The organism is Sandaracinaceae bacterium (assembly GCA_016706685.1).
GTDB lineage: Bacteria > Myxococcota_A > Polyangia > Polyangiales > Houyiibacteriaceae > JADJJE01.
Genome location: JADJJE010000036.1, coordinates 1 through 22,977 on the forward strand (window position 1 = coordinate 1; position 22,977 = coordinate 22,977).

Consider the following 22,977-nt stretch of genomic DNA (forward strand, 5'->3'; position numbering starts at 1 on the left):
TTCAGCGACATCGAAGCAGGTTCCATCGCCGCAGAATCCGATGTCCAGCGTCGCTGGGTTGCAGTCGTCATCCACGTTGTTCCCTAGGTCCTCCTCCGCACCCGGATTCACCTGGTAGTTTGTCTGGTTCGCAGTCCCCCGACTGATCGCTGACGGCATCTCCCAGCCCGCAAGCGAGTACCGCCTCGGTAGCGCCGGTCCGTAAGAAACGTCAAAATCGGATCGAAAGTACAGGGTCATCGTATCGAGGCCCTCGTCAACGGCGCCGTTGCAGTCGTCGTCGATGCCGTTGCAAGCCTCCGCGCCTCCGGCTCGGTGGGTGATCGTCTCTGCGCAGGTGCCGTCGCGGTTGGTGTCGGGCACTCGTTGCCCTCGTCACGGAAGCTTCGCCAATCGGCGCCATTCGACACACTCCCCGGACGAGCAGGTGAACCCCGAGGAACGGTCATCGGCCGTCACACTCGATAGCCTCGCAATGAAGTTTGTCCGTCGCCACGGCGAGAATCCCAGGGGGGCAGTCCTGCCGTCCGCCCATCTCGTGCGCCACTTCAAGGACTGGTCTGGCCCCTCCATGCGTATCCGCGTAGCGGAAGGTAGGACGTCATGCTGACGGAGTGGGATTGCAGCTCGCCGCATCATTGCACCAGCCGTCGGACCCGTCGCGGGTCGCCCCCTGTGAGGCGCAGCGTCCGGCAAGTACCAGCGCCGAACAAGGACAATCCCGCCTACGACCACCACCTCCTCCGGAGTCTAGAGTCTGCCCCGACGCCACAGCCAGCCCGACCAGCTGGAGGCCCACGTGTGGCTCCGGGCATGATCACCGCTCGAAGAAGCGTTGACCCGGAGGCGATGGGAGCGGGAGGACTGCTCCTGACAGGCGTCGACGCCCGAGCCGTTCGGCGCGCAGACAACAAGCCTGTCAACACCGGGCGTTACAGCGAGTCCTCGTGTGCGTGACAGGGCGTGGCCGAACGGACCCCCGGCACCGCCCATGCAAGTTCCGCGACGGGGCGTCCCGTCCCGGGGGTTCACGCGGTGGAGACCGACCTCGCTTTCGCGATGTCGCGCGCTCCTCCCGACAGCAGAGGAGGATGTCGGGTCCCGGAACCGTGGAATTCCCCGCGGATTGCGCTACGCAGCGCGACGGAAAAACCCTCCAAGTTGGCCGCGCAGTCCAGGCCAGGCACGAGTCATCGAGGACGTGGTTGGCACGCTCGAGATCGGGCGCGGCGCCAACCCGCCGACACACGGTCTCTGTCGATGGCCTCGGAACCTACTGGTGGATGTCTTCAGCACCCGGTTGGTGGCGGCGGGAAAAACACGTGTTGTATTCATCCAAGACAAGCTGGGTGAAAGCGGTGATGAATTCGTCTCGGTTCGTGACCGGTCCAGCCTCGCACACCCTTTCTTCATCCACGAGCCAGTCGCAGTCGTTGTCCACGCTGTCGCAGGTCTCGGTAGAGGCCGTGCAGGTCTTCGTGACCACCACGTAGATGCCGCCGCTGTCGGCTCCGAAGAGCGCCTGTCCGCCCGTGAACGTGGCTTCGACCACCTCCCAGGTGGTGTCGTCTTCGTCATCCAGGCGGATCACGGCGAGGTTCTGGCCGGCAGCGGGCAGGGTCACGTTGGCGTCCACGGCGAACGCTTGCGCGCTGGGGCTGAGGACCACCGGACGCCCCACGAAGGACTCGCCGGCCCCAAGGTCGGGCAAGGAACGCGGATGGATCTCGCCGATGGCCAAGGGCGTGGTGACGCTCAGCGCGCCAGCGGGGATCTGGACGGTGATGGTGCCGCCGCCCGTGGCGGTGGTGGTGAGCGTGCCGCCCGCGGCGCCGATGAGCTGGACGACGTCGCAGATGGGCAGCTCGTCCACGGTGGTGTTGCAGTTGTTGTCCGTCAGGTCGCAGATATCGAGCTGCGCGGGGTGCTCCTGCGCGGTGCCGTCGTCGCAGTCGGTGGAGGCCAGGCTGTGGCCGGCGACGGGGAGTGCAGCTGATCATGGGCGTCGTCGCGCTGCCAAAGCCATCACCGTCGCTGTCGAGGTACCAGGGGACGTCCTGCGTCTGCTCGTCGGTCCGGCCGTCGTCGTTGTCGGTGCTGTCGCAGAACTCCACCTGACCCGAGCGGCGGCGGATGGTCGTGTCATCGCAGTCGGTGCCGCAGTTCGGGCCGCTCGTGCCCATGTTGCAGCAACCCGCGGCGACCTCTCCGTCCCCGTCGCGGTCCGTTGTACCGAACGTCGCGGGGTCGCAGTCCTCGTCGTGCTGCCCGCTCGAACCGTCGTCGCAGGTCTCCGGGTTCCCGGGGAAGCGGTCGGCGTCGGTGTCGTCGCAGTCGTCTCCGCCACAAGCCACGGCGTCATGGCCGTCTCCGTCCATGTCCCCAGCCGTGCAGGTCGTGCCGCACTCATCGGCGGTCTCGTCGCATCATGTTGTGCGTGGCGCCGTACTCCCGCAACCGTCTGCGTTGCTGCCCCACTGCTGGGGTGCACTGCTCAGACCCCGTTGCAGGACAAGGCCGTCGTCACACTCGGTATGGGCTGAGCACGGTCCCTCCGCCGTCATCCATGGTGACGGGTCCATCGCCCCCGCAACCGCACGACTTGCCGCTGATCAGCATCGATAGATGGAGTCCGACTCGTCCGAGTCGTGTGGATGGGGTCCTCATGGGTGCCTGCTCCCGTGCGTCCCGGTCTGCCGAAGGACCGCCCTCACTTCGCGTTGAAGTGTCGTGGTGGGGTGCCTGGACTGTGGCCTCGAACGCACGGCGCGGACCATCTCTAACGGGGAGGCGCGTCGCGACTTGCCGTGGTGATAGATGGCGGCCATGCCGAGACAGCGCGTCCTGCGCTACCCCGCCGAGCACGCGCTGCTCTTCTGCCCGATGGCACGCTCGGGCGCGCATCCGTGGATGCAGCGAGCGCGCTGCACGGCAGGGACGCAACGTGTCTGAGCGAGCTGGTGCACGCAGCGGCGACGGCCACACAGGAAGAGGCCGTGGGCATCCACATGCTCCGTCGGAACGGCTCCTGCACGGGGGTCGCACGGATGGATGGGCTTCTCGGCGTGCGCTACCTGGTCACGGTACGGCACGCAGACTCTGGTGTTGGCGGCGTTACGGTCGCCAACCTGAGCCCTCGCCAGCATGCCATCGCGCGCCTTGCCGCGGCTGGGGCCACGGCACGAGAGACGGCTCGAGAGCTGGGCATCTCGCCACACACCGTCCGCCAACACCTGAAGGTGGCGTATCGAGCGCTTGGTGTGTCGAATCGCGTCGAGCTAGCTCGCGCGATGGACTCCGATGGCGCCCATCCCCCGATCGGGGATAGATCGCTAAGCTGCCCCGTCCGATAATTCCAAAATTATCCGTTCACACGGACGGTCTGCTCTTCGTTCCCCCATCCTCCGGACCGACATCGTGGAGATCTGGCCAGCGCTCTGCGCAGCCGTGTGTGCGATGTTGTCGCTCTCATGCGCTCCCTCCGGCGATGACGAGTCGCTTGACGGTGGTGGCGACGCGAGCGGCGCGGACGCTGGGCCCATCGTGTACCCCGACCTCGGGGACTGCGATCGGGACAACGACGGCGTGGCGGCGGTGGCATGTGGAGGCGCCGACTGTGACGACGGTGACCCTGAGCGTTTTGCGGGGAATCGAGAGCGCTGCGCGGGCCTGCTGGGGGACGGCCGGAGCGCAGCCGATCACGACGAGGACTGTGACCCGTGCACCGTGACCGGCCGGGGCATCGATGGTGACAACGATGGCGACTTCTACCTCTCGACCAGCTGCACCAACAGCTGGATGGAGGGCAACCCGCCGAGCGGCTGCGACCCCAACTACACCTTTGTGGATTCGGCTTACCAGGAAAGGTATCGAGGACGGACTGCAACGATGGGGACAGCAACGTTCATCCCAATCAGGCCGAGGTGTGTGGGGACGACGTCGACAACAATTGCTGACGGCGACTCCGACGTTGGCGTGTTGTTCCGCGACCTGGACCACGATGGACGAGGTGATCCCACGACCACCCGAACGGGGGACTGCGCCATCGGATGGGTCACCAACAGCGACGACTGCGATGACACCACCCCATGGACGTACGTGGGTGCGGCCGAGGTCTGCGACAACCGCGACAACGATTGCTCACTTCCGGGCACACTGGGCGGAGGTTTCGAGGTCGAAGATGGCGACGGCGACGGGGCGGTGGGCGCGCTCGCCACGTGCATCGCCAGAGGAGAGCCCGGGGTTCTGCCGTTCTGGCCCGTGATGCCGCGCACGGACTGCGACGATGACGACCCGGACGTGGGCCCGCACGGCGTCGAGACGTGCGGGAACGCCGTGGACGACGCTACAATGGCGTGGTGGACGACCAGATGCAGAGCTGGTGCCGCGACAGCGACAGTTGGCGGGGCCGGCAGCGCGAACGACCGGATAGCGATCGTGAACTGCGTTCCGGTGCCGGGGTACGTGCCGGACTGTGGCGACTGCGACGACACCAATCCAACCCGCTACCCCGAAACACCGGTGGTGCGACGGGTCGACAACAACTGCGACTTCATGTCGCCGCTGGCAGAGGACGTGGACCTCGGCAGGCACAGCAGCCCGAACAGCCCTTGTGTCGGCAGCGAAGCGTCAGGGGCGCCAGCTGGCGTGTATCCGAGGACGGTGCAACGACGCCGCGCAGAGCATCTACCCCGGCGCTCGAGAGCTGTGTGACGGGGTGGACTCCGACTGCTCGGAGAGCGGCAATGGGAACGAGAGCCGGATCGAGGACGCGGACGGCGACTTCCACTCACCCACGTCGGCCAGCTGCACCGGCGGCTTTCCACGCACCGACTGCGATGACTCGTCGAGCGCCGTCAACGCAGGAGTGACCGCCGTACAGGACACGAACGACTGCAACGGGATGGACAACGACTGCAACCCGGCCACGTCCGAGCTTCGGAACTGGTGCCCGACAGGGGAGGCTACTGTAGTGAGGCGGCGGTGTGCCGGCGGGGTCCCGCGATCATCGCCACGACAGTGGGCCGGTACCACACGTGCGCGCTGCTGGCGGAGGGCACCGTGCAGTGCTGGGGCGGCAACTCATGGGGCCAGCTCGGGGTCGGCCACACAACGCCCAGCGCTCGGCCCCTCGATGTGGTCGGACTCACGCGGGTTCGCGCCATCAGCGCCGGTGAAGCACACACCTGCGCGCTCATCAACGATGGCTCGGTGCTCTGCTGGGGCGGCAACAACAGCCGGCAGCTGGGTGACGGAACCGTCACCAGTCGCCTCACGCCCACGCCCGTCGTCGGCGTGTCGGGCGTAGTTGCGCTCGCCACGGGCGACATTGCGCCCTGCCCTGCGAAGTGACGGGACAGCCCGCTGTTGGGGAAGACCCCTCTGGACAACTCGGCGCAAGGAACGGCAACGTGCAGGTGGTTCCTGCCGCTGTCGTTGGCCTGACGCAGGCGGCATCCCTCTCCGCGGCGGGACGCGCACGTTGCGCCATCCACGGACCGCACGGTGTGGTGCTGAGGCAGCTCGCGGGGAAATCTGTTCAGGCTGTGCCGATCGGACACCACGGTACTTCCCCCCAGCTGGTGGGTCTGAACGTCGACGCCATCGCGCGCTCACGGCTTCGGCCTGCGTCCTGTTCAGGGCAGCGTCTGATGCTGGGGCCACTGCCTGGTCAGCTGGGGACGGCACCACCACGGACCGGTCACCCCAGCGCCGGTACGGCGTGTCGAACTCGCGCCATCACTGCCAGGGCTATCACGCTCCAGCACACTGGCGCCGGTCTCCTGTTGGAGAGCAATGGCGATGGGCAGGGGCGACGGCACGAACCGCACCTCGCCGGTCTCCCCATCCGGCTCCACGTGCGCCACAATCAGGCTGGGATCAGCCATACTTACTTCCACCGCTGGAGAACGGGTCCGTGCAATGCTGGGAGTGCAACTACCGGAGAGCTGGGTGATGGCACCACGACGCGCAGCAGCGTGCGCCAAGCCCGGTGCGAGACCTGGCTGGTGCCAGCCTGATCGCAACAGACCTCTTGTACTCCTGCGCCGTCGTGGGCGATGGCGAAAGGTGGTGCTGGGACGCCAACGTTTACCGGCTGGGAAACGGGACGAACACGCCTGCATGCACCCCGACACAGATCGTGGGACTCTGGGGGCATCCGTTCGCTGTCGACGTCGGAAGAATACGCCTGCGCCGCTCGCCGATGGGACGGCCTGGTGCTTAGGGAACCAACGGTGCGGGACATCTGAACATCGGCACGGCAGTCTCAGGCCCCCTGCCGTGCTCGTACCGGGACTGAGCGATGTGCGCGCCGTGGTCTGCGGCAGCCAACACTCATGCGCCCTGCGCGGCGACGGAGCGGTCTGGTGTTGGGGAGGGAACCCGAACGGCGAGGTCGGAAACGGCACGACCGACAACGCGCTGCTACCTACGAGCGTGTTGGGCGCGGGCAGCGCTGTCGCCATTGCCGCCGGCGCGAGCTCCACCTGTGCGCTCGGGATGGATGGCCGAGTTTGGTGCTGGGGAGAGAACCTCGGGAACGGCACCACGAACAAGAGCTCGACGCCCGTCCTCGTGGCCGGACTGCAAGACGTCACGGACGTCGCCACCAGCGGGGCGCACACGTGCGCCCTGCGGGCAGACCAAAGCATGGTGTGCTGGGGGCGCGGCTCGAGCGGTGAGCTCGGCAACGGGTCGCTGCTGACCAGTCTGGTTCCCACTCTCCCGTGTCGAACATGAGTGATGCGGCGGCGATCTACATGGGCCCCTGGGGCCGCACCTGTGCCATTCGAGGCGACGGCACCGCATGGTGCTGGGGGCGGAACGCCGACGGCGAGCTCGGCGACGGAACACAAACAGCCCGAGCCGTGCCGACGAGGGTCGCAGACTTCGACGACGTGACGGCGCTGGCGATGGGCGCGAGTCACACGTGCGCGCTGCGGGCCTCTGACACCATCGAGTGCTGGGGGGACAACCAACGCGGCCAGCTCGGTGACGGGACGACCAACTCCTCCCTCACTCCCGTCTCCATGTGGAACCTCTAGGCGTCGCTCCACGTCTGTCCGTTGCACCGGACACGCCGTCCGGCCCGAGTCCGGAGAACCGGACACGCCTGCCCGCTATCACCGGAAAATTCGTGCGGCACACCACATGCACTGCGGCCGTACATGGCCGTCATACAGGAGCAGTTTTGGGTGGTGGACGAGTCAGGGCGCGCCCTGTTTGGCAATGGTCCGGAGGTGCACTTTCGGCCGGAGTGGGGCGTCGTCGCAGAGCAGGCCCTGCGCGATGGGAGCACTGGCTCGGTGTCGCTCACCCTGGAGGAGGTGGTGTTGACGGCTTGGCGCCTCGTCCCCCAAGACGTCACGCCGGCCCTCGGTGCTCCGGGGGCCATGGCACTTCGCGTGCGCCCCGTGGCGCGGGCTACGCGATTCGACCGGCGGCCGAGACCGGTTGTGGCCGCGGGAGAACTCACACCCCGGCAGCTCGAGGTTTGCGAATACGCGGCCAGCGGCGCGACGGTGGATGAGATCGCAGCGCAGCTCGGCATCAGCGCGGGCACGGTGCGGACGCACCTGAAGACGGTCTACCGCAACTTGGACGTGGCCAATCGGGTGGAGTTGGCGCGCGCGCTCGGGCTGCTCGGCTCACGGGCCATCGTCGCAGCGGAGTGACGTCCGCCACCCGCCTGCGCTCAACAGGAGCACTGAACCCTTGCCCGGATCGTTCAGAACACCCGTTGAGCGCAGGAAGCGCGCGCTCCCGTCAGAGTTGAATGGAGAACCCGGCGAGCGCCGTCCACTCGCCCTCGGTCCTCAGGCCGTCGGTCTGGCAGACGACCCCACCAACCATGACGTCATTGCCGCAGACCTCGCTGGGCATGATGAGTCGGTACTGTCCCAGTACATCGAACGCGAAGCCGCGAGACATATAGAAACTGAGACCCAGCTCGAAGGGAACGGCCATCGCATCGACGGCGTCGCTGTTCGTGGTCGAACGCATCCGTCGGAATGGCTCGAAGCCTGCCCCGAAGAAGAGATCCACCGGACCTGGGTCCGTCAGCGAGCGAGTGTGAAAGTCCACGAAGAGACCAACGCTGTATGTCGCGAAGTCGCCCGACGTGGTTCCCTCCGAGGACCGGCCGAAATTGGTCGAAGGCCAGCCCGAGTAGTGCTGCACCTGCGTCGTACTGGCGCCGACCTCGATGGCGAAGAAGCGATGTACTCGGTACCCGAGACGAAGTGCGGCGTTCACGCCGAAGTCCGGACCGTCACCGAGGTCGTACGCGTCGTCGCGAAAGAGCGTGCTGTCCTGGGTCACGTACTGGGTGACGCCGCCCCACATGGAGAGCCGAAACCCGTGCGAGCGATATGCCACCTGGCTTGGGAGATCGTCGCGCCACTCCATGCAACCGTCGGGTCCCGGACTGAGTGGCTCGGGGCAGCTTGGCTCCCCAACACACGTGCGCCGTTCGCTGGACCATGATTGTCCGGGCCAGCAACAGGCCTGGGCGTCACCCACGCGGACCATTCCGGCAGACTCGCATGCGATGGCTGTGAGCTGGATACGACGCTCGAGCCGTGTCCCTGGCGCGACTTCGAGGGCCTCTTCATGGACGGTGAATCCCTCCATGGAGACACGCAGCGCGTGAGTCCCCTGACCGAGGCGCACCGAGCGCGAGCCTTCACCGGCCACCACGTCACCGTCGACCTCCACCACCGCGCCCGCGGGGTCGACGTCGATCTGGAGGACGCTGAGCTCACGAGCGACGAGCCCCATGGCAGTGTTCAACGCCGTCCGATTCGCGGTGACCCACGGGTCTGGATCCCCATCGAGCGCCACCCGAAGCGCCGCTTCAGCCTCGACGAGGCGCCCGAGGCGCAGCAGCAACAGACCATGCTCGGCCGCCACACGTGGCGTCCCCAGCGTCCGAGCGGCACGCAACGTCTGCTCTGCCGCGTCGAGGTCGCCAGCGTCGATCAGCGTTCTTGCGCGCTCGAGCGTGCTCTCGTCTTGTGCGAGGAGCGGGGAGGTCCAAGCACCCACCGCTGCCAGGATCATGGGAACGAGGAATCGGGCGTGCTTCATTCGGTCACCGGCTGAGTCGGGCAGGCGCTTGCAACGCCAGCGGCGCAAGCGCCTGCGAGACCCTCGCATGCGTTGAGGCGCCCGCGGAGACAGAGGGTGGCGAGGCCCCGACAACCCTCCGTGGTCTCCGAGGTGCAAGCCATGCGGTAGTTCTGGATCGCGGCGTTCTCACGCGCGGGCTGAGAAACCAAGAGGTCGCCCAGCACTGCACAGGCAGGGCCGAGCCCGCCCACGCATGCTTGACCCAACCACCCCTCCGCTCGTTCCCGGTTCGGCGCTGGAGCGCTGACCTCGAGCGTGCCAGCGCTCGCGCACGCCACCAAGTCGCCGTCTGCGCACCCCTGTGCGAGTAGAGGCATGAGACGTGCGCGGTCCTCCGTGCCCTGGCGCCGCATCAGTTCGACCGCGATGGAGCAGACCGTTCGCTCTCCACCCAGGCAGGCACGCTCGAGCAGGTCGAGCGCGCGGACCTCGTCGCGTTCTATTCCGTCACTCCCCATCAGCGCGCGCCCATGACGAGCGCACGCCGACGCGTCCTGGTGCTCACAGCCCCACTGCTCGAGCCTGAGTCCCTCTGCAGTGACGACGCGGCTCGCGGGGTGCTGCTGCGTGAACTCGAAGCCCGCTCGGCACGCAGCCTCGTTCTCCGGCCCGCAAGCATTCGCGAAGAGGCCTGCAATGCGATGCAGCTGGTCCTCACCCGCAGCTGGCTGCGCGGACAAGAGCAGAGCGAGTTGATGCTGACTTGCCCCATCTCCGAGCGCCGCCCCTCGCTCCAAGACGTGTTGACGGACGAGGGCTGCGCGAGCGCCCTGAGCGCCAACCAACGCAGCCGCAGCCATCGAGCAGCTGACCGCCGAACCCGCTTCGCAGGCCCGAGCCAAGAAAGCACCACCCTCGCGCTGGCCCGATGCGCCGAGCGCCACCAGCGCACCTCCCAGCGAAGCGCACGCAACGGCATCGTTCGCATCACAAGCTCGCGAGAGGAATCTCCGCGCGCCACGCATGTCGTTCGCCTCGAGGGCGGCGTGACCCGCGACAACACACGCCGACATGTCCCCGCGACGCTGGCATGCCTGCGTCGGTGTCAGCTCGACCGGCGGCGGCGCCACGACCGCAGGCCGCGGCGGCTCAGCGTCCTGGCGCGGCGTCGTGGGTGTCGAGGGAGTCGTGGGTGTGGTGGCCACGGCCGTCGCTGCCGTGAGCACTTCGGGCTGTGCGGGAGGACCTACGACCAGCGGCGCGCTAGGCGGTGCGAGACGGCGCTGAATCTCGCCCCGGAGCTCACACCCGCGCCCATTGCCTGCGGAGCAGGCGTGCTCAGCGGCCGTCAGGGCGTCAGGGAGAGTCTCATCGCGAGTGCTCCGGTCGCCGAGCAGCAACGTTGCGAGCGCGACACAGACATCGGGGCGGCTCGGGGCGCATGCGCGCTCCAGCAACGGCCGGGCTCGCCCTGGGTCTCGTGGAGCACTGGCTATCCCGAGGACGCCACAGCTGTCCAGGTTCCCCAGCTCGCACGCGCGGGCGAAGAACACTTCGGACTGCCGTCCGCGAAGTGACCCCGCGAGCGCCGTGCACGACGCCGCGCTCCCGGCCTCGCAGGCGTCGGTGAGAATGCCCTGAGCAGCACGACGATCGTGAGGGAGCAAGGCCAGGGCAGCCGCCTCACACGTCTCGGTCCGGCCAGCGCGGCAAGCCGCGAGACGGTACCGCGCACCCGCCACCGGTTCTGGCGTACCAAGGCGTCCGGTCTCGTAGACGGTCGCCAAGTGCAGGCACGCGTCCGCGTCGCCTCCCTCGCAAGAGCGCTGCAGATGTGGAAGTGCCCCGCGCACGTCGCCTCGCGTCAGGAGGACGAGACCGAGTGACTCGCACGCGCGCAGGAGACCCCCCTCACATCCGCGCTGCAGGTTCGGTGGAATCGATTCATCGGTGGGTCTGCTGCGCATCAGGAGGAGCGCGAGCTGCCCACACGACGTCGAGGAGTTCGCCAGACACGCGAGGCGAAACGCCTCGGCCGCGCCACGCAAGTCCACGCTGCCCGTCAGCCCATTGAGGCGGCTGTTGCCAAGCGCCTCACACGCCGCGGCACGCCCTTCACCGCAGCCCGCCACGAGGTGAGGGAAGGCCGCGGCATGATCACCGGCTTCCGTCCGCCAGACCCCGATCATCCCGCAAGCCTCAGCGTCCTGGAGGCGGCAGCCGTACTCCGCGGCTTCCTCTGCGCGTGTACGGTCCGCTGCCCGTGGGCGCGCATGGAGCAGCCGCGCCAGGGCCGCGCACGCAGGACCCGACCGTAGACGGCAGGCACGCTGATACGTCGCCGCGGCGGTGGTCGCGTTGGCCCGCTCGCCAACGCCCTGCTCTTGCGCGTAGGCGAGCGCGAGGCAGCCGTCCGCTATGCCTTCGTTGCACGCGTGGTCGAGGGCGCTCCGCGCTTGGGGCTGAGCTCGTGCCGCGGTGCGGTCGTGCACGAAGTCGCCGGCGAAGATCTCACAGCTCGGCCGATAACCCGTGACGCATGACCGCACGAGAAGCTGGTTGATCTCGCCATGCTCCATCCCCAGCTCCGGGCGTAGGCGCCCGACCGCAGCTAGGCGACCGCAGCTCGATGCGATGTTGCCTGCACAGCCGCGCCGGAAGAATTCGGAGGCGGTGCGGTAGTCGCCCCGGGTGCGAATATGCCAATCGCCCACGGCCTCGCACGTCTCTATGCTTCCCGTTTCGCAGGTCTGAGCGCTGACGACACCCGCCGGAACCGTGGAGACGACCACCGAGAAAACGGCGAGGCCTGCCGCATGGAGTCCGCCGTATCGCATCAGAAGCGAATTCCCGCAGTCAGTGAGTAGAGGGGGCCGGTCCCGTAGACGTCACCAATGATCGCGCTGAACTTGACCATGGGCGAGAAGCGTCGCCGCAGGAACTGGGCGCCGACCTCGAGCGACAGACCGGCATCCTTTCCGCATGCCCCACCATCGTCGTCGTAGTCGGTGGACAAGCACACACGTGGTCCCCCCGCGATCCCAAGCGCTAGATGGGCCCGCAACCGATTCCATGAGAGGGCGGCGGTCGCCTGCCCCTGCAGGAAGATGTAGGCGAAGCCGTCAAGGTCGAAGGATGCATGCATGCCGACCATGCCGCCCACGGCGAGCCGTCCGCGTCCGACCTGAACCACGTGTCGTTCGAAGCCGAGCTCACCAAGCACGGAAATGCCGCGGGAGAATGGGAGGTGCCCGAAGCCGAAGCCGATGCCGGCGTAGAAGCCGATGTCCGGCGCTGGGACGTAGGCGTCTTGCTCTGGCGGGGGTAGTGCGATGGCTTCACGCGTCTGTGCCGCTCCTGTGGGGCGCAGGTCGCTGGCGGGCGACGGCGAGACCTCTACGGTCACGGTGCTGTTGGGTCCAGGGGCTGCAGCTGTGGCGGTGGAGGTCGCCGGTTGGGCGGGGGTGGCCGGCGTCGGTCGTCGTGTGCCGCTCCCCGGCGCGGTGTACCCGCCATAGCGATCGGGACGTGGCTCTCGCTCGAGCGGACGGTCGTAGCCCCCCGTCGACGGGGGAGACACGGTGTCACCCGGACGGGTCGGTACATCGTAGCCCATCGCCCGGAGCTGCATCTCGCGCTCGCTCGTCTGGCTGGCGGTCGGTGGCGTCGCAGCGCGCCGTCTCGCCGCGAAGCAGCCCGTGTCGGCGGCCAGCGCGATGTAGAGCGCGAGCAGCCCCATGGTGTGGGTGAGCGTCCTCATGCAACGCCTCACCGCATCCACTCAGGCGCGTCGCCCGATGGAGGGGGTGTGGTGCTCGGCGCGGTGCTCGGCGCCGTGGCCGCGCCGCTCGTGTCGCGACCGGTGGCTGTCCGCGTCGCCTCCGCGCGGCTGGCGGTGCCGGTGCGGAAGCTCAGCGCCACGTCGTCCATGAGCTGTCCCAGGATGCTTCGCCAGATGTACTCGCGGTTTTGTTCGTCACCGGCGTCGATCACCACCGTGTCCTCGCTGCCCGAGCGAGGAGGACGCCGGTCCTCGGCAGGCTGCGCTCGAGGCGTCTCGGCACGACAGCTCCAGAGGCGTCCTCCACCCACCACGGCACGCTCCCCACAGGAAACGAAGTAGCGTCGCTCGGCCTCCTCCGAGGTGGTCCAGGTGCGCGTCTCACGGTAGAAGAAGAAGCTCTCGTGGTCGTGCTGCTCGTTGTCGAGAAAGTGCGCCGTGATGTCGACCGAGACCGAGGGGAGTACTTGGCGCGAAATCTCGACTTCCTGACCACGCAGGAAGACGTCCATGGCGTCGGCCAGCGGGGCCTCGGCGTCGAGCGCTCCGAGCTCGGCTCCGCTTGGAGTGGCGCGGTAGTAGCTGCGCCGCCACACGGCACGAGCAGCCACTGTCGAAATGCCCCACTCGAGGGAGTTCACGGTAATGAGAGCCTGAACGCCCATCTCCGCCGCGACGGTCTCGAGCGTGTCCCCCTCTGAAGGCGTGTAGGTCACGGGACAGGCGCCCTCCGCGGTGCAGGCGACCTCCGGACGAGGTCTCCGCTGTTCGGCGCGACGTTCGATCGCGGACCAGTAGATGATGCGGTAGCCCTCTCTTGCGAACGCGCTCTCGAGAGCTGCCATGGGGACACCGCAGCGAAGGTGGAGAAGATGAGCGACCTCCTCCGACTCACCCGCGGCGGAGTTGTAGTCGCGGCACTCAGGGTCCGGACGAATCGCGATCGTCCGAATTCGTGCAAGATACTCGGCGCCAGTGGGCGACGAGACCGCGCGCGCCTGTCGTCCCGCGTCTCGCTCGACCTCGAACGCTGTGTGCAGGCTGAAGTAGTTGTTGGATGTTCCGCCACATCCGGCGACAAGCAGGACGAGTAGCGAAGCGTAACGCGTGGAAATGGTCACTAACGGTTTCTCCTATGTGGCGCAGCGCGCAGAGATTCGTGGAGCCGTTGGCGCACCACAATCCCCCGAACGGGGGAGTGGCCGTGGTGCGGACATGGAGGCCATTGATGCTCTTGATGACGGTGGTTGACCGAAAAGGCTGGCGCGCGGAGCTGCCCAGCACTCCGACCTCGGAGTACCCTCGCGCCGATGACCGACACCCCCGGGGACACCCACGTCACCGTCGAGCACACCGCACGGGAGCGCGACCTGTATCGTGCCCTGCTCGAGCTGGGCGAGGCCGAGCCGGACGTGCCCGCGTTGCTCCATGGCGTGCTGGACATCTTGCGCGGGCTCACCGGCGCGGAGCGTCTGTACGTGCAGGCGGGCAGTGACCTCCACGGCGCACCGCCCTACTGGGCCACACTGGGGTCCACCTCCACCGACCTCGATGAAGTACGCGCGCACCTCTCGCTCAGCATCCTGCGCGCAGCCCTGGACCAAGGCCAGACCGTGGAGACAGCGTGTGCGCTGCGTGACCAGCGCTTCGACACCGCGGGGAGCGTGCAGGCCAACCGCGTGGGCGCCGTGATCTGCGCGGCCATCGGCGGCCAAGCCGAGCACGGTGTGCTCTATGTTCAGGGGGAGCGTGGTGGCCAGGGCCTTCACCGCGACGCGGCCCGCATCGTGGGCACCACGGCGCGCGCCATCGCGCCAACGCTGGCCCGGGAGGTGGCCCGCGCCCGGCATCGCGCGCAGTCCCAGGCGACGGACGCCACGGCACGCATTCGAAGTCGCTTTCCCTGCCCCGAGCTGGTGGGCCGCTCGCCGGCGCTGGCCACCGTGCTGGAGCTGGCTTCGCTCGCGGCCCAAGCCGACAGCCCCGTGCTGCTCACGGGCCCGTCCGGTACGGGCAAGTCGCTGCTGGCGCGGGCGATCACGCGCGGGGGCACGCGTCGCAACGCGCCCTTCGTGGAGCTCAACTGCGCAGCGCTGCCCAGCGAGCTCATCGAGAGCGAGCTCTTTGGCGCAACCCGGGGGGCACACTCCACCGCGTCATCGGCACGCGCGGGCTTGGTGGCGGCGGCTGAGGGGGGCACGCTCTTTCTGGACGAGATCGCCGAGCTGCCCAGCGCGGCGCAGGCCAAGCTGTTGCACCTCACGCAGACGGGGTCCTACCGCCGCCTGGGAGACGACGCCCCGCAGCGCGCCAACATCCGCATCATGGCGGCCACCAACGTTGACGTCTCCGGAACGGCCGACCCGCAGAAGCTGCGGCGCGACCTCTACTACCGTCTGGCGGTGGTGGAGATCGAGATGCCGACGCTGGACGCACGCAGCGAGGACGTGCCGCTGCTGGCGCAGGCGCTGGTCACGGACATCGCCCACACCCTGGGTATTCGCGCGCCGGAGCTCACGCTGGGAGCCAGCGCGTTCCTCGAGCGGAGGCGCTGGCCTGGGAACGTGCGCGAGCTGCGCAACGCCATCGAGCTGGCCATGCTGCGCGCGCGCGCCGATGACTCCCGTGTGCTGCGCGAGGAACACTTCGCGGCCGGCGGCCAGCCGGGCTCAGCGCCCGAGTCGCTGCAAGACCGCACGCGTGCGTTCCAGCGTCGGGCTATCGAAGACGCTCTGAGCGAAGCGGGAGGCCGCGCCACGGCCGCGGCGTCTGCGCTGGGCATGTCGCGCTCGCACCTCTATCACCTCATTGCGTCGCTGGGGATCGAGCGCGCGGCAGAGTGACGTCCAGGCGTGTGGCCTGGTTGGCATGCACCTCCACCCAGCCCAGCCACGGCGCGTGCCCGCGCGCGCGCAGCTCCACGCGGTGCCGCCCCGCAGAAAGCCCCGTCAGCACCACGGGAGCACGCGCCCGCGGCGTGCCGTCTACGAAGAGCGTGGCGTCCGGGCCCGACCGCACCACCAAGCGACCTGTGGCCCTCTGTCGTTCGATGGGCACGAGCGGGAGGCGCACGGTGCCCCCCTCTGCCACGTGCAGCTCGACCGGCTCCTGCCGCCACCCCGCCGCGACCAGCGTGGCGCGGTAGGTCCCCACCAGCAGGGCATGTGCGCCGTCCATCAGGCTCTCCACCACGCCGCCATCGTCGCGCACCAGCGTCACGTGTCCGCCGGTGGGCACTCCCGAGATCACCACCGTGCCAACACGCGGGGTCAGCTCGACGTGAACCTGCGTAAGCCCTCCCGCGTTGCCTCCCACCGTGCGGGTCTCACCGATGTGGCGCTCGGCGTGCACCAAGAGGTGGTGGGCACCCGCCGCCACGGCGATGCGCAGCGGAGTGCGCCCGCCGTGCCCATGCTCCACGCGGTCCAAGAAGACCTCGGCGCCAATGGGAGAGCTCGTGATGTCCACCACGTGCACCGCCGCACCCAGGCGCTGCTGCCGAAGCGTGGCGTCGGCGCGCAGTCGGTGGTCCGACGGCGCCTCGGCCAAGAAGCCCTCGAAGGTGTTCCATGCCAAGAGCGGGCGGCCGGCCAGGTCCGCCGTGAGCGCCACGTTGTAGGCCGTGGCCAGCGAGGGGGCGATGGTGTGCGCGCGCAGGAACGCCCGCAGCGCAGCGTGAAAGTCCCCCTCCTGATACAGGGCGCGGCCACGCGCATCGAAGAAGCGTGCGTCGAGCGCGTCGTCCGCACGCACCCGGTGACCGGACGACGCCAGGCACATCCAGACCAACAGCCATGCCACCGAGCGCTTCATGACCGTCATCGCGGGCGGAACGAGACCGAGGCCTCGGAGGGATGGTCCCGCGGGTCATCCAACACGAACCAGAGCGTGATGCCGATGCCGAGCGCGCCGAGGCCCATCCCCAGCAGCGCGTCGCTGGTGCGGTTGAGCACGCGGCCCCGCGCCCGTGCGTTGGCGGCGCCGACCGCGTCTTGGTCCCGCAGCGCCTGGAAGTCTTGATGCGCACGGTACGCCATGGGCACCGTGACCACGAGGCTGAGCAGGGCCGCAGCACCGAGGGCGCCCACGATGTAGCCCGCCGGCGAGCGGCGCGGTGGCCCGCTCTCGCGCAGCGTGGCGGTCACCCAGGTGCGCTCGCGCTCGCGCACGTCCACATCGCCCTCCCACGCGTCGTGCCCGGGCACCTCGATGCGCAGCGTGCGCGTCCCGAGCGTGAGATTGGGGAGCAGCACGGGCGCGAAGCCGGCTTCCACACCGTCCACCAACACCAGAGCACCCTGCACGTTGGAGGTGATGGTGGCCTCTCCCGTGATGGCGGGTCGGGGCACGAGCGTGAGCTCGGCACGCGTGGTCTCACCCGCCGCCACGCGCACGATGGCGGACTCGACGCGGTGGCGCTCGTTCCCACCGGTCACGGTGTAGACCCCTGGAGGGAGGCGGTGCTCGCTGGGCGCGGTGGCCTCCAGCACCACCTGTTCTCGGACGTCACGCAGTACCAGCGGCGTGGGCGCGATGGCCTCGAAGCGCACGGTGCCGACGATCTGGGAGAGCACCGCGTGAACCTCCACGGAGCGGCCGCGCTCGAGCACCACCGTCTGGGTCACGCGCTCGTAGCCGCTGGCCACGAAGGTGAGCGTGTGCTCGCCCACGGGCAACGCCAGCGTGCGCGGCGAGAGGCCGTAGGCGCCGTGCTCCTCGGTGTCCACGTACAGCGTGGCCCCGGCGGGCTCGCTGCTCACCACCACCAGCGCCACCGCGCTGCGCATGTCGTTCAGATAGCGTGCGGCCTCGGTTCGCCGTTCCTCTGCACCCTCGGCGCTGTCGTCGCTGGTCATGTACTCGGAGAAGTACGAATAGGCGTTCTCGAGGTCACCCAGCTGCAGGAAGCACAGCGCCACGTTGAAGCCCACGCGGGGGTTGGGTGCGATGCGGTTGGACCAGAGGAACTCCTCGATGGCCTCGGCAAAGCGGCGCGCGCGGAAGTGGTCGCGCGCCTGCTCGTCATGGAAGCGAGCTTCGGTGGCCGTGTCGGCCGCGGCCGAGCGGGGAGACACCACAGTCAGCGCCAGGGCGCCAATGAGAGAGAGCGTTCGAAGACAGGTCATCGGGGGGCCAAGGCAGGAAGCGAAGTGGGCTCGCGCGTGCGACGCGTGGTCCGGACGGTGCTGCGCGGGAGCGTTACCTCCACCGTGGCAGGACCCGCCGCGCTCACCTCGAGCGAGGCGCTGTTGTGCCCCACCAAGCGCAGCTCGAGCGGCAACGGACGCGGCGACGCCGGCAGCAGCAGCGGGGTTACGCCGAGCGTGGCACCGTCTGCGCCCACCACGGTGGCACCCGACGGAATGGAGTGGATCATCTGCTGCAAGGGGTTAGCGGCGGGCGGCTGCGGTGGGGCTTCGGCCACCGCAGCGGCCTCCGTGCCCGCCGGGCGAGTGGGGGTGCCCACGCTCACCCGGGGCTCCGCGCGCTGGGGCGCGGTGGGCCGTGAGCCGAACCCGCCTAGCGACCATGCGAGCGCCACCGCGGCGACGCCCACCACGACCAGCACGCCCACCGGGCCGACGACGCCAGCGCGATGTGTGGAGGGCGGCTGCGCCACAGGCTCGTCCTTGTCCCAGACGCCGCTCGCCAGTGCCCCCTCGCGGTGTGTCGCCGCCGACGCCCAGGCGTCGCTCCACGCACGGCGCAGCTCGCGCGCGTCGGCAAAGCGATCCGCGGGGTCCTTGGCGAGGCACCGGTGGACCACGCGGACCACCGGGAGAGGAAGGTCTGCCCGGAGCTCCTCGAGCGGCGGCGGCGCCTGGAGCGCGTGACTCAGCACGCAGGCATAGAGCGTCTCCGCGGGAAACGGCACGCGCCCCGCGAGCATCTCGTAGGCCACCACGCCCAGCGAGTACACGTCCGAGCGCGCATCCACGCCGGCCTGCTTGCTCTGCTCCGGTGCCATGTAGAGCGGCGTGCCCACCAGCTCACCCGTGCGGGTGACGTGCACCTCGGCGTCGCGGCTGCGAGACATGCCGAAGTCCAGCACCTTGACCTCCACGCTGCCACGCCGCTCCGCCAAGAAGATGTTCGCGGGCTTCAGGTCGCGGTGGACGACGCCCGCCTCGTGAGCGGCTGCCACTCCGTCCAGCGCCGCCGCGAAGAGTGCCTGGGCCTCTTCGAACGGTAGACCCGTGCCCTCCACACGTTGGAGCCGCCCTTGCAGGTCCTCACCCGCCAATAGATCCATCACCACGAAGTGCCGGCCCGCTTCGTCGCGGCCGAGGTGCACCACGTCCACGATGTTGGGGTGGGCCAGCGACGACGCGATCTTGGCCTCTTGCACGAAGCGCCAGGCGGCATCGGGCTCGGCACCCGCGCGCAGCACCTTGACCGCGAACGCGCGCCCCAGCTCCACGTGGACGGCGCGGTAGACCACACCGCCGCCGCCTTCGCCCAGCAGGCCCTCGATGCGGTACGTGCCGGCCACGAACGAACCCATAGGCAGGTGCTGCCGCTCCACCCCCGAGGGATGCGCGTCTGCTCCCGTGGGCGCGTTGTCACGCGTCGTGCTCGTTCTCGCCATGCAGCTCCTGCGCGGACCCTACCACCCAGGCACGCAAACGTCAGTCTCCGTCTCACGGAGAGCATGAAGCGTGAGGCGCGGTGACACGGGCTGAGGTACTCTCCGGGCGCGATGACTCGAAGCTGTGGGAGGCCAGGACTTCTGATGACTCTGTTGGCCACGGTCGCCCCGTTGGGCGCGGGCTGCACGGCCATCTTCGGCTTCCCCGAGGCGGCTTCCGAGTCGTCCATCGCCCTCTGCTCGAATGGCGTGGACGACGACTTCGACGGGGTCTTCGACTGCGAGGACGAGTCCTGCGACGGGTCGTGCCCCGAGGCCGAACAGCAGTGCTCTGACGGACGCGACAACGACGGTGACTCGCCGGATGGGGTCGCACTGGTGGACGCGGCCGACGCCGAGTGCTGGGGCAGCCCCATGCTGGCGGAGCGCTGCGCGTTCGTGCCGGGCGGGCGCATCGAGTCGTGGCGGCGCACCGCCACCGAGGCGTTTCCGGGGCCCGACTGGGTGACCTCGGGCGATGTCGTCTTGTTCAGACCCTACTCGGAGTTCGCGGACTTGATCCGCCTCTTTCCCGGCGAGTTCATGGAGTCGCGGCTCCCGCTCCGCGGCACCATCGATGCCATGGGCATCAACGTGGCGGTAGAGCTGCGGGCCGGTGCCGAGCTGCGCATCAGCCTCGTCTCGGAGCGCCTGGGTGAGGTGGTGGCCGCCACACTCCGCACCCCAGTGTTCCGCGAGCTCGAGGCGTGGGTCGAGGCGGCCGACGGTGCCCGCACGCCGGTGCTGGAGATCACTCACCCCGACCAAGGCTACCAGGTGTGGGAGTACGACTTGGTGGGAGCGAACGGCGCGTGGCACCTCGAAGGCCTCGACGACCGGGCAACCGAGCGACTCCCGTTTTCGCCCACCCTGCCGCTCGACGAGCCGTTGTTCGTGCGCTTCGAGTCCCGTGGCGAGGGCTCCGCGTACCTTCGCCTCGGGCAGCTCTCGGCGGCGCGCGACTCGTTCGACACGTGCGGGCGGTCGTTCGCGTCACCGCTCATCAACTCGGCGGCTCTGCGCGCGGCGGCCGAAGGCAACGGCACGCGCTGCGTGGTGTTGGCCGAGCAAGCCTACCGCTCGAGGGACGGGTCTCGCTGGAGTGGGTCGCGCTCCCCCATTCGCGCCGGGACCGTGGGCATGGCGTGGGTGCCCACGTTCGAGCGCTTCGAGGGGGTCCGACTGGACGCGGACACGGGAGGCCTGCGGTTCTTCGCCTCGGACACGTGTGACGTGTTCCGCGAGTCGGAGCCCGTGAGCGTGTCTTCGCTGGTGGCGCTCTCAGCGGCGCAGGTGGTGGGCTTCGACTTCGTCCCTGGCGCTGAAGGTGGCGAGCGGCGCTTGTGGCTGCTGGGGTCGCCCGCTGCCGACTCGGACCAGCTGGAGCTGGTGGAGCTCGCGTCGGCCACCGGCCTGCCCGAGTCGTACCAGGTGGTGGCGCGCTTTGACTGGGAGCTGCCCACGTGGGCCACGAACGCACCCCTGAGTGCCACGCGGGTGGGTCACGAGGCCATCGTGCTGGGGCCCGGCGCGAACCCGGATGCCATCGCCGCGCATGTGCTGAGGGTCGCGGAGGGCGAGGGTGCGCGGGTGAACACCGTGGATCCGCTGGTGGAGCCCTCCGGCACCACGGGCACGTTCGACCGCTTCCGCGTGAGTCACGGGCTGATCGTTCCGCAGGCGCCTGCGCTCCCCGAGGGCGACGCTCCGGCGCTCGACATGGGCGGGCTTCCGCTGCGTGTCTACTACTTTGGCGAGCTGCTGCCCGGAGAGCCTGGGTACTCGAGCGCTCCCGTGCGTTCAGGCGCCGGCTGGGCCGACCTGGTGTTCGGGGGGAGCGCGCCATGAGGTGTGCACCGCGCATGCTCGCGTTCAGCGCAGCGCTCATGGTGCTCCTGCACGGCTGCAGCCGGGGCTCTGCCACGCCGGATGCGGGGCCACTCGACGCGGGGCCGCCGTTCGACTGGACGCTCGAGGGGCTGCCCCCGGAGGCCATGGGCTGCGGCGACGGCATCTTGGAGCAGGGCGAGAGCTGCGATGACGCCAACCACGAAGGCGCAGACGGCTGCGACGCGTGCCAGTGGGCCGCGCTGTGCGGCAACGGCGTCATCGAGGGGGAAGAAGCGTGCGACGACGGCAACCGGCGCAACGGCGATGGCTGCCGCGCGTCGTGCGAGGAGGAGGTGTGCGGAGACGGCGCGGTGGATGCCCCTGCCGAGGCCTGCGACGGTGACGGCGCCTGTGTTGCGTGTGCGCCCACGGTTGGGTGCGGCGACGGCGAGTTGGCCGCCAACGAGGGCTGCGATGATGGCAACGCGGCCTCGTGGGACGGGTGCTCGGGCGGGTGCACGCCCGAGTCAGTCTACCTGCTGGACGACCTCGAGTTCCTCACGCTGGCGTCCGCGGGCTGCGACTTCAACGCGGCCGGCGCGCCGCAGAACGCCATCGGGCGCGCGTTCACCACCACCGCGTTTGCATGGAACGCCTACCTGGATGACGAGTTCCGCGACGTGGAGCAGCGCCCCGTCTTCGCCCTGAGCGGGTTCGTCCCGGCCGCTGGCGGCAGTCCGTTCCGCGTTGGCCTGGTGGACGCCACGGTCACCGACCCGCTGCTGCGTCAGGTCACGCCCGCCGCGGGCGACTTCGACTACGCCCACGCGCGTGTGGTGGGCGACGTGATCGTGTCGGACCCCGCAGCCATCCGCCTCCAAGCGGGGGGGGCCGTGATCGTGGACCAGCCCCTCCAGCGCGCCCAGTTCCGCGTGCGAGCGTATCCCGACATCTTCGAGCCCACTCGCATCGAGGCGACCCTGTGTGGTGTGATCGAAGCGAGCGCGCTGGCCACTGCGCAAGACCTCTTCGCTTCGCCTGGCCCCGAGCAGGCCGTGCCGTGCGGTCCCATCGACCGCCTGATCAGCATGACCGACCTGGTCGCGGGCGGGCGCAGGCTCGGGTTCGTGGCCGTGCCGGTGGACGTGGACTTGGATGGCGACGGGCTCGAGTCGCTGGTCGTGGCGGGGGTCCCCACGGATCGATGCCTGCCGGTGGTGGTGGGCTGCGTGGAGGGCGACGGGACGGTGATCGAGGATCCGAACTGCGTGTTCGACTTCGATGACGGGTGGTCGGTGGCGTTCGGGTTCAGCGCGGACCGGGCGAGCTTTGCGGCGCCTTGAGCGGGTGCGACGGGCGTCGCACGCAGTTGACTCTGAGGGAGAAGTCGCTGCGAAGCCAGCGTTCGCAACTCGGCGTGCGGAGACCCATACACCTCAGCGACTGCTGGTCACGTGGGTCAACTCGGTCACGCCCCCCACGTCCCCCTTTCGGGGGATTTCGACTTTCGGCAAGCATCGCGATGATGTTGCTGAGTCGATCGTGATCACTGAGCGACTCAGAAAGGTGAAGATACAACGATGCCAACGATGCCAGACAACACGGCTGAGAACGAGTATTGGACAGACAGTGAGGACTTCGAACGCGACATGGTCGAGGAAGATCT

At 68.9% G+C, this 22,977-nt stretch carries 18 protein-coding genes; 9 read left to right on the forward strand and 9 right to left on the reverse strand.

What is annotated here, in order from left to right; all coding sequences use genetic code 11:
* The 3 genes from IPI43_28185 to IPI43_28195 form a co-directional block, all read right to left on the reverse strand.
* Window positions 1-363, reverse strand: a 363-nt coding sequence (locus IPI43_28185; GenBank protein MBK7777947.1) for a hypothetical protein, incomplete at its 3' end; no start/stop codon positions are given.
* A gap of 910 nt (window positions 364-1,273) precedes the next feature.
* Window positions 1,274-1,591: a hypothetical protein gene (locus IPI43_28190; GenBank protein MBK7777948.1), complete on the reverse strand. Its 318-nt coding sequence runs from the start codon at window positions 1,589-1,591 to the stop codon at window positions 1,274-1,276.
* Window positions 1,575-2,378 carry a hypothetical protein gene (locus tag IPI43_28195; protein ID MBK7777949.1) on the reverse strand — a complete coding sequence of 268 codons (804 nt, stop codon included), beginning with the start codon at window positions 2,376-2,378 and terminating at the stop codon, window positions 1,575-1,577. The genes IPI43_28190 and IPI43_28195 overlap by 17 nt, the downstream gene beginning before the upstream one ends.
* A 618-nt stretch (window positions 2,379-2,996) precedes the next feature.
* On the opposite strand from IPI43_28195, the gene IPI43_28200 reads away from it, so the two are divergent.
* The 6 genes from IPI43_28200 (at window position 2,997) to IPI43_28225 (ending at window position 7,676) form a co-directional block, all read left to right on the forward strand.
* A complete protein-coding gene (locus IPI43_28200; protein ID MBK7777950.1) occupies window positions 2,997-3,353 on the forward strand; it encodes a helix-turn-helix transcriptional regulator in 357 nt (118 codons plus the stop codon).
* Window positions 3,354-3,543: 190 nt separating this feature from the next.
* Window positions 3,544-4,713, forward strand: a complete 1,170-nt coding sequence (locus IPI43_28205) for a putative metal-binding motif-containing protein (GenBank protein MBK7777951.1) — start codon at window positions 3,544-3,546, stop codon at window positions 4,711-4,713.
* A 306-nt stretch (window positions 4,714-5,019) separates the two neighbouring features.
* Window positions 5,020-5,352, forward strand: a complete 333-nt coding sequence (locus tag IPI43_28210) for a hypothetical protein (GenBank protein ID MBK7777952.1) — start codon at window positions 5,020-5,022, stop codon at window positions 5,350-5,352.
* Between the two features lie 930 nt (window positions 5,353-6,282).
* Window positions 6,283-6,741, forward strand: a complete 459-nt coding sequence (locus IPI43_28215) for a hypothetical protein (protein ID MBK7777953.1) — start codon at window positions 6,283-6,285, stop codon at window positions 6,739-6,741.
* Window positions 6,738-7,046, forward strand: a complete 309-nt coding sequence (locus IPI43_28220) for a hypothetical protein (GenBank protein MBK7777954.1) — start codon at window positions 6,738-6,740, stop codon at window positions 7,044-7,046. The genes IPI43_28215 and IPI43_28220 overlap by 4 nt, the downstream gene beginning before the upstream one ends.
* Window positions 7,047-7,241: 195 nt before the next feature.
* Window positions 7,242-7,676 carry a helix-turn-helix transcriptional regulator gene (locus tag IPI43_28225; protein ID MBK7777955.1) on the forward strand — a complete coding sequence of 145 codons (435 nt, stop codon included), beginning with the start codon at window positions 7,242-7,244 and terminating at the stop codon, window positions 7,674-7,676.
* 91 nt (window positions 7,677-7,767) lie between these two features.
* On the opposite strand, the gene IPI43_28230 is transcribed toward IPI43_28225, so the two are convergent.
* From IPI43_28230 to IPI43_28240, 3 genes are all read right to left on the reverse strand, one after another.
* Window positions 7,768-9,090 carry a PEGA domain-containing protein gene (locus tag IPI43_28230; GenBank protein MBK7777956.1) on the reverse strand — a complete coding sequence of 441 codons (1,323 nt, stop codon included), beginning with the start codon at window positions 9,088-9,090 and terminating at the stop codon, window positions 7,768-7,770.
* A 2,818-nt stretch (window positions 9,091-11,908) separates the two neighbouring features.
* Window positions 11,909-12,811: a hypothetical protein gene (locus IPI43_28235; protein MBK7777957.1), complete on the reverse strand. Its 903-nt coding sequence runs from the start codon at window positions 12,809-12,811 to the stop codon at window positions 11,909-11,911.
* A 29-nt stretch (window positions 12,812-12,840) separates the two neighbouring features.
* The gene (locus IPI43_28240) at window positions 12,841-13,698 is read right to left on the reverse strand and encodes a hypothetical protein (protein ID MBK7777958.1); all 858 of its coding nucleotides are present in this window, start codon (window positions 13,696-13,698) and stop codon (window positions 12,841-12,843) included.
* Window positions 13,699-14,163: 465 nt separating this feature from the next.
* On the opposite strand from IPI43_28240, the gene IPI43_28245 reads away from it, so the two are divergent.
* Window positions 14,164-15,696, forward strand: a complete 1,533-nt coding sequence (locus IPI43_28245; protein MBK7777959.1) for a sigma-54-dependent Fis family transcriptional regulator — start codon at window positions 14,164-14,166, stop codon at window positions 15,694-15,696.
* Here IPI43_28245 and IPI43_28250 read toward each other — a convergent pair.
* From IPI43_28250 to IPI43_28260, 3 genes are read right to left on the reverse strand one after another with little or no spacing between them, the layout of a single operon-like run.
* Window positions 15,659-16,666, reverse strand: a complete 1,008-nt coding sequence (locus tag IPI43_28250) for a PEGA domain-containing protein (GenBank protein MBK7777960.1) — start codon at window positions 16,664-16,666, stop codon at window positions 15,659-15,661. The genes IPI43_28245 and IPI43_28250 overlap by 38 nt on opposite strands.
* Window positions 16,667-16,671: 5 nt before the next feature.
* Window positions 16,672-17,979, reverse strand: coding sequence for a PEGA domain-containing protein (locus IPI43_28255; protein MBK7777961.1), 1,308 nt, complete (start codon window positions 17,977-17,979; stop codon window positions 16,672-16,674).
* On the reverse strand, window positions 17,976-19,346 hold the full coding sequence (locus IPI43_28260) for a serine/threonine protein kinase (GenBank protein MBK7777962.1): 1,371 nt from the start codon (window positions 19,344-19,346) through the stop codon (window positions 17,976-17,978). The genes IPI43_28255 and IPI43_28260 overlap by 4 nt, the downstream gene beginning before the upstream one ends.
* Window positions 19,347-19,586: 240 nt before the next feature.
* Between IPI43_28260 and IPI43_28265 the strand changes: the two genes are divergently transcribed.
* Together IPI43_28265 and IPI43_28270 are read left to right on the forward strand one after the other, a co-directional pair.
* Window positions 19,587-21,329 (forward strand): hypothetical protein, encoded by a 1,743-nt coding sequence (locus IPI43_28265; GenBank protein ID MBK7777963.1) that lies wholly within the window; start codon window positions 19,587-19,589, stop codon window positions 21,327-21,329.
* A gap of 14 nt (window positions 21,330-21,343) precedes the next feature.
* The gene (locus IPI43_28270) at window positions 21,344-22,654 is read left to right on the forward strand and encodes a DUF4215 domain-containing protein (GenBank protein MBK7777964.1); all 1,311 of its coding nucleotides are present in this window, start codon (window positions 21,344-21,346) and stop codon (window positions 22,652-22,654) included.
* Window positions 22,655-22,977: the final 323 nt, after the last annotated feature.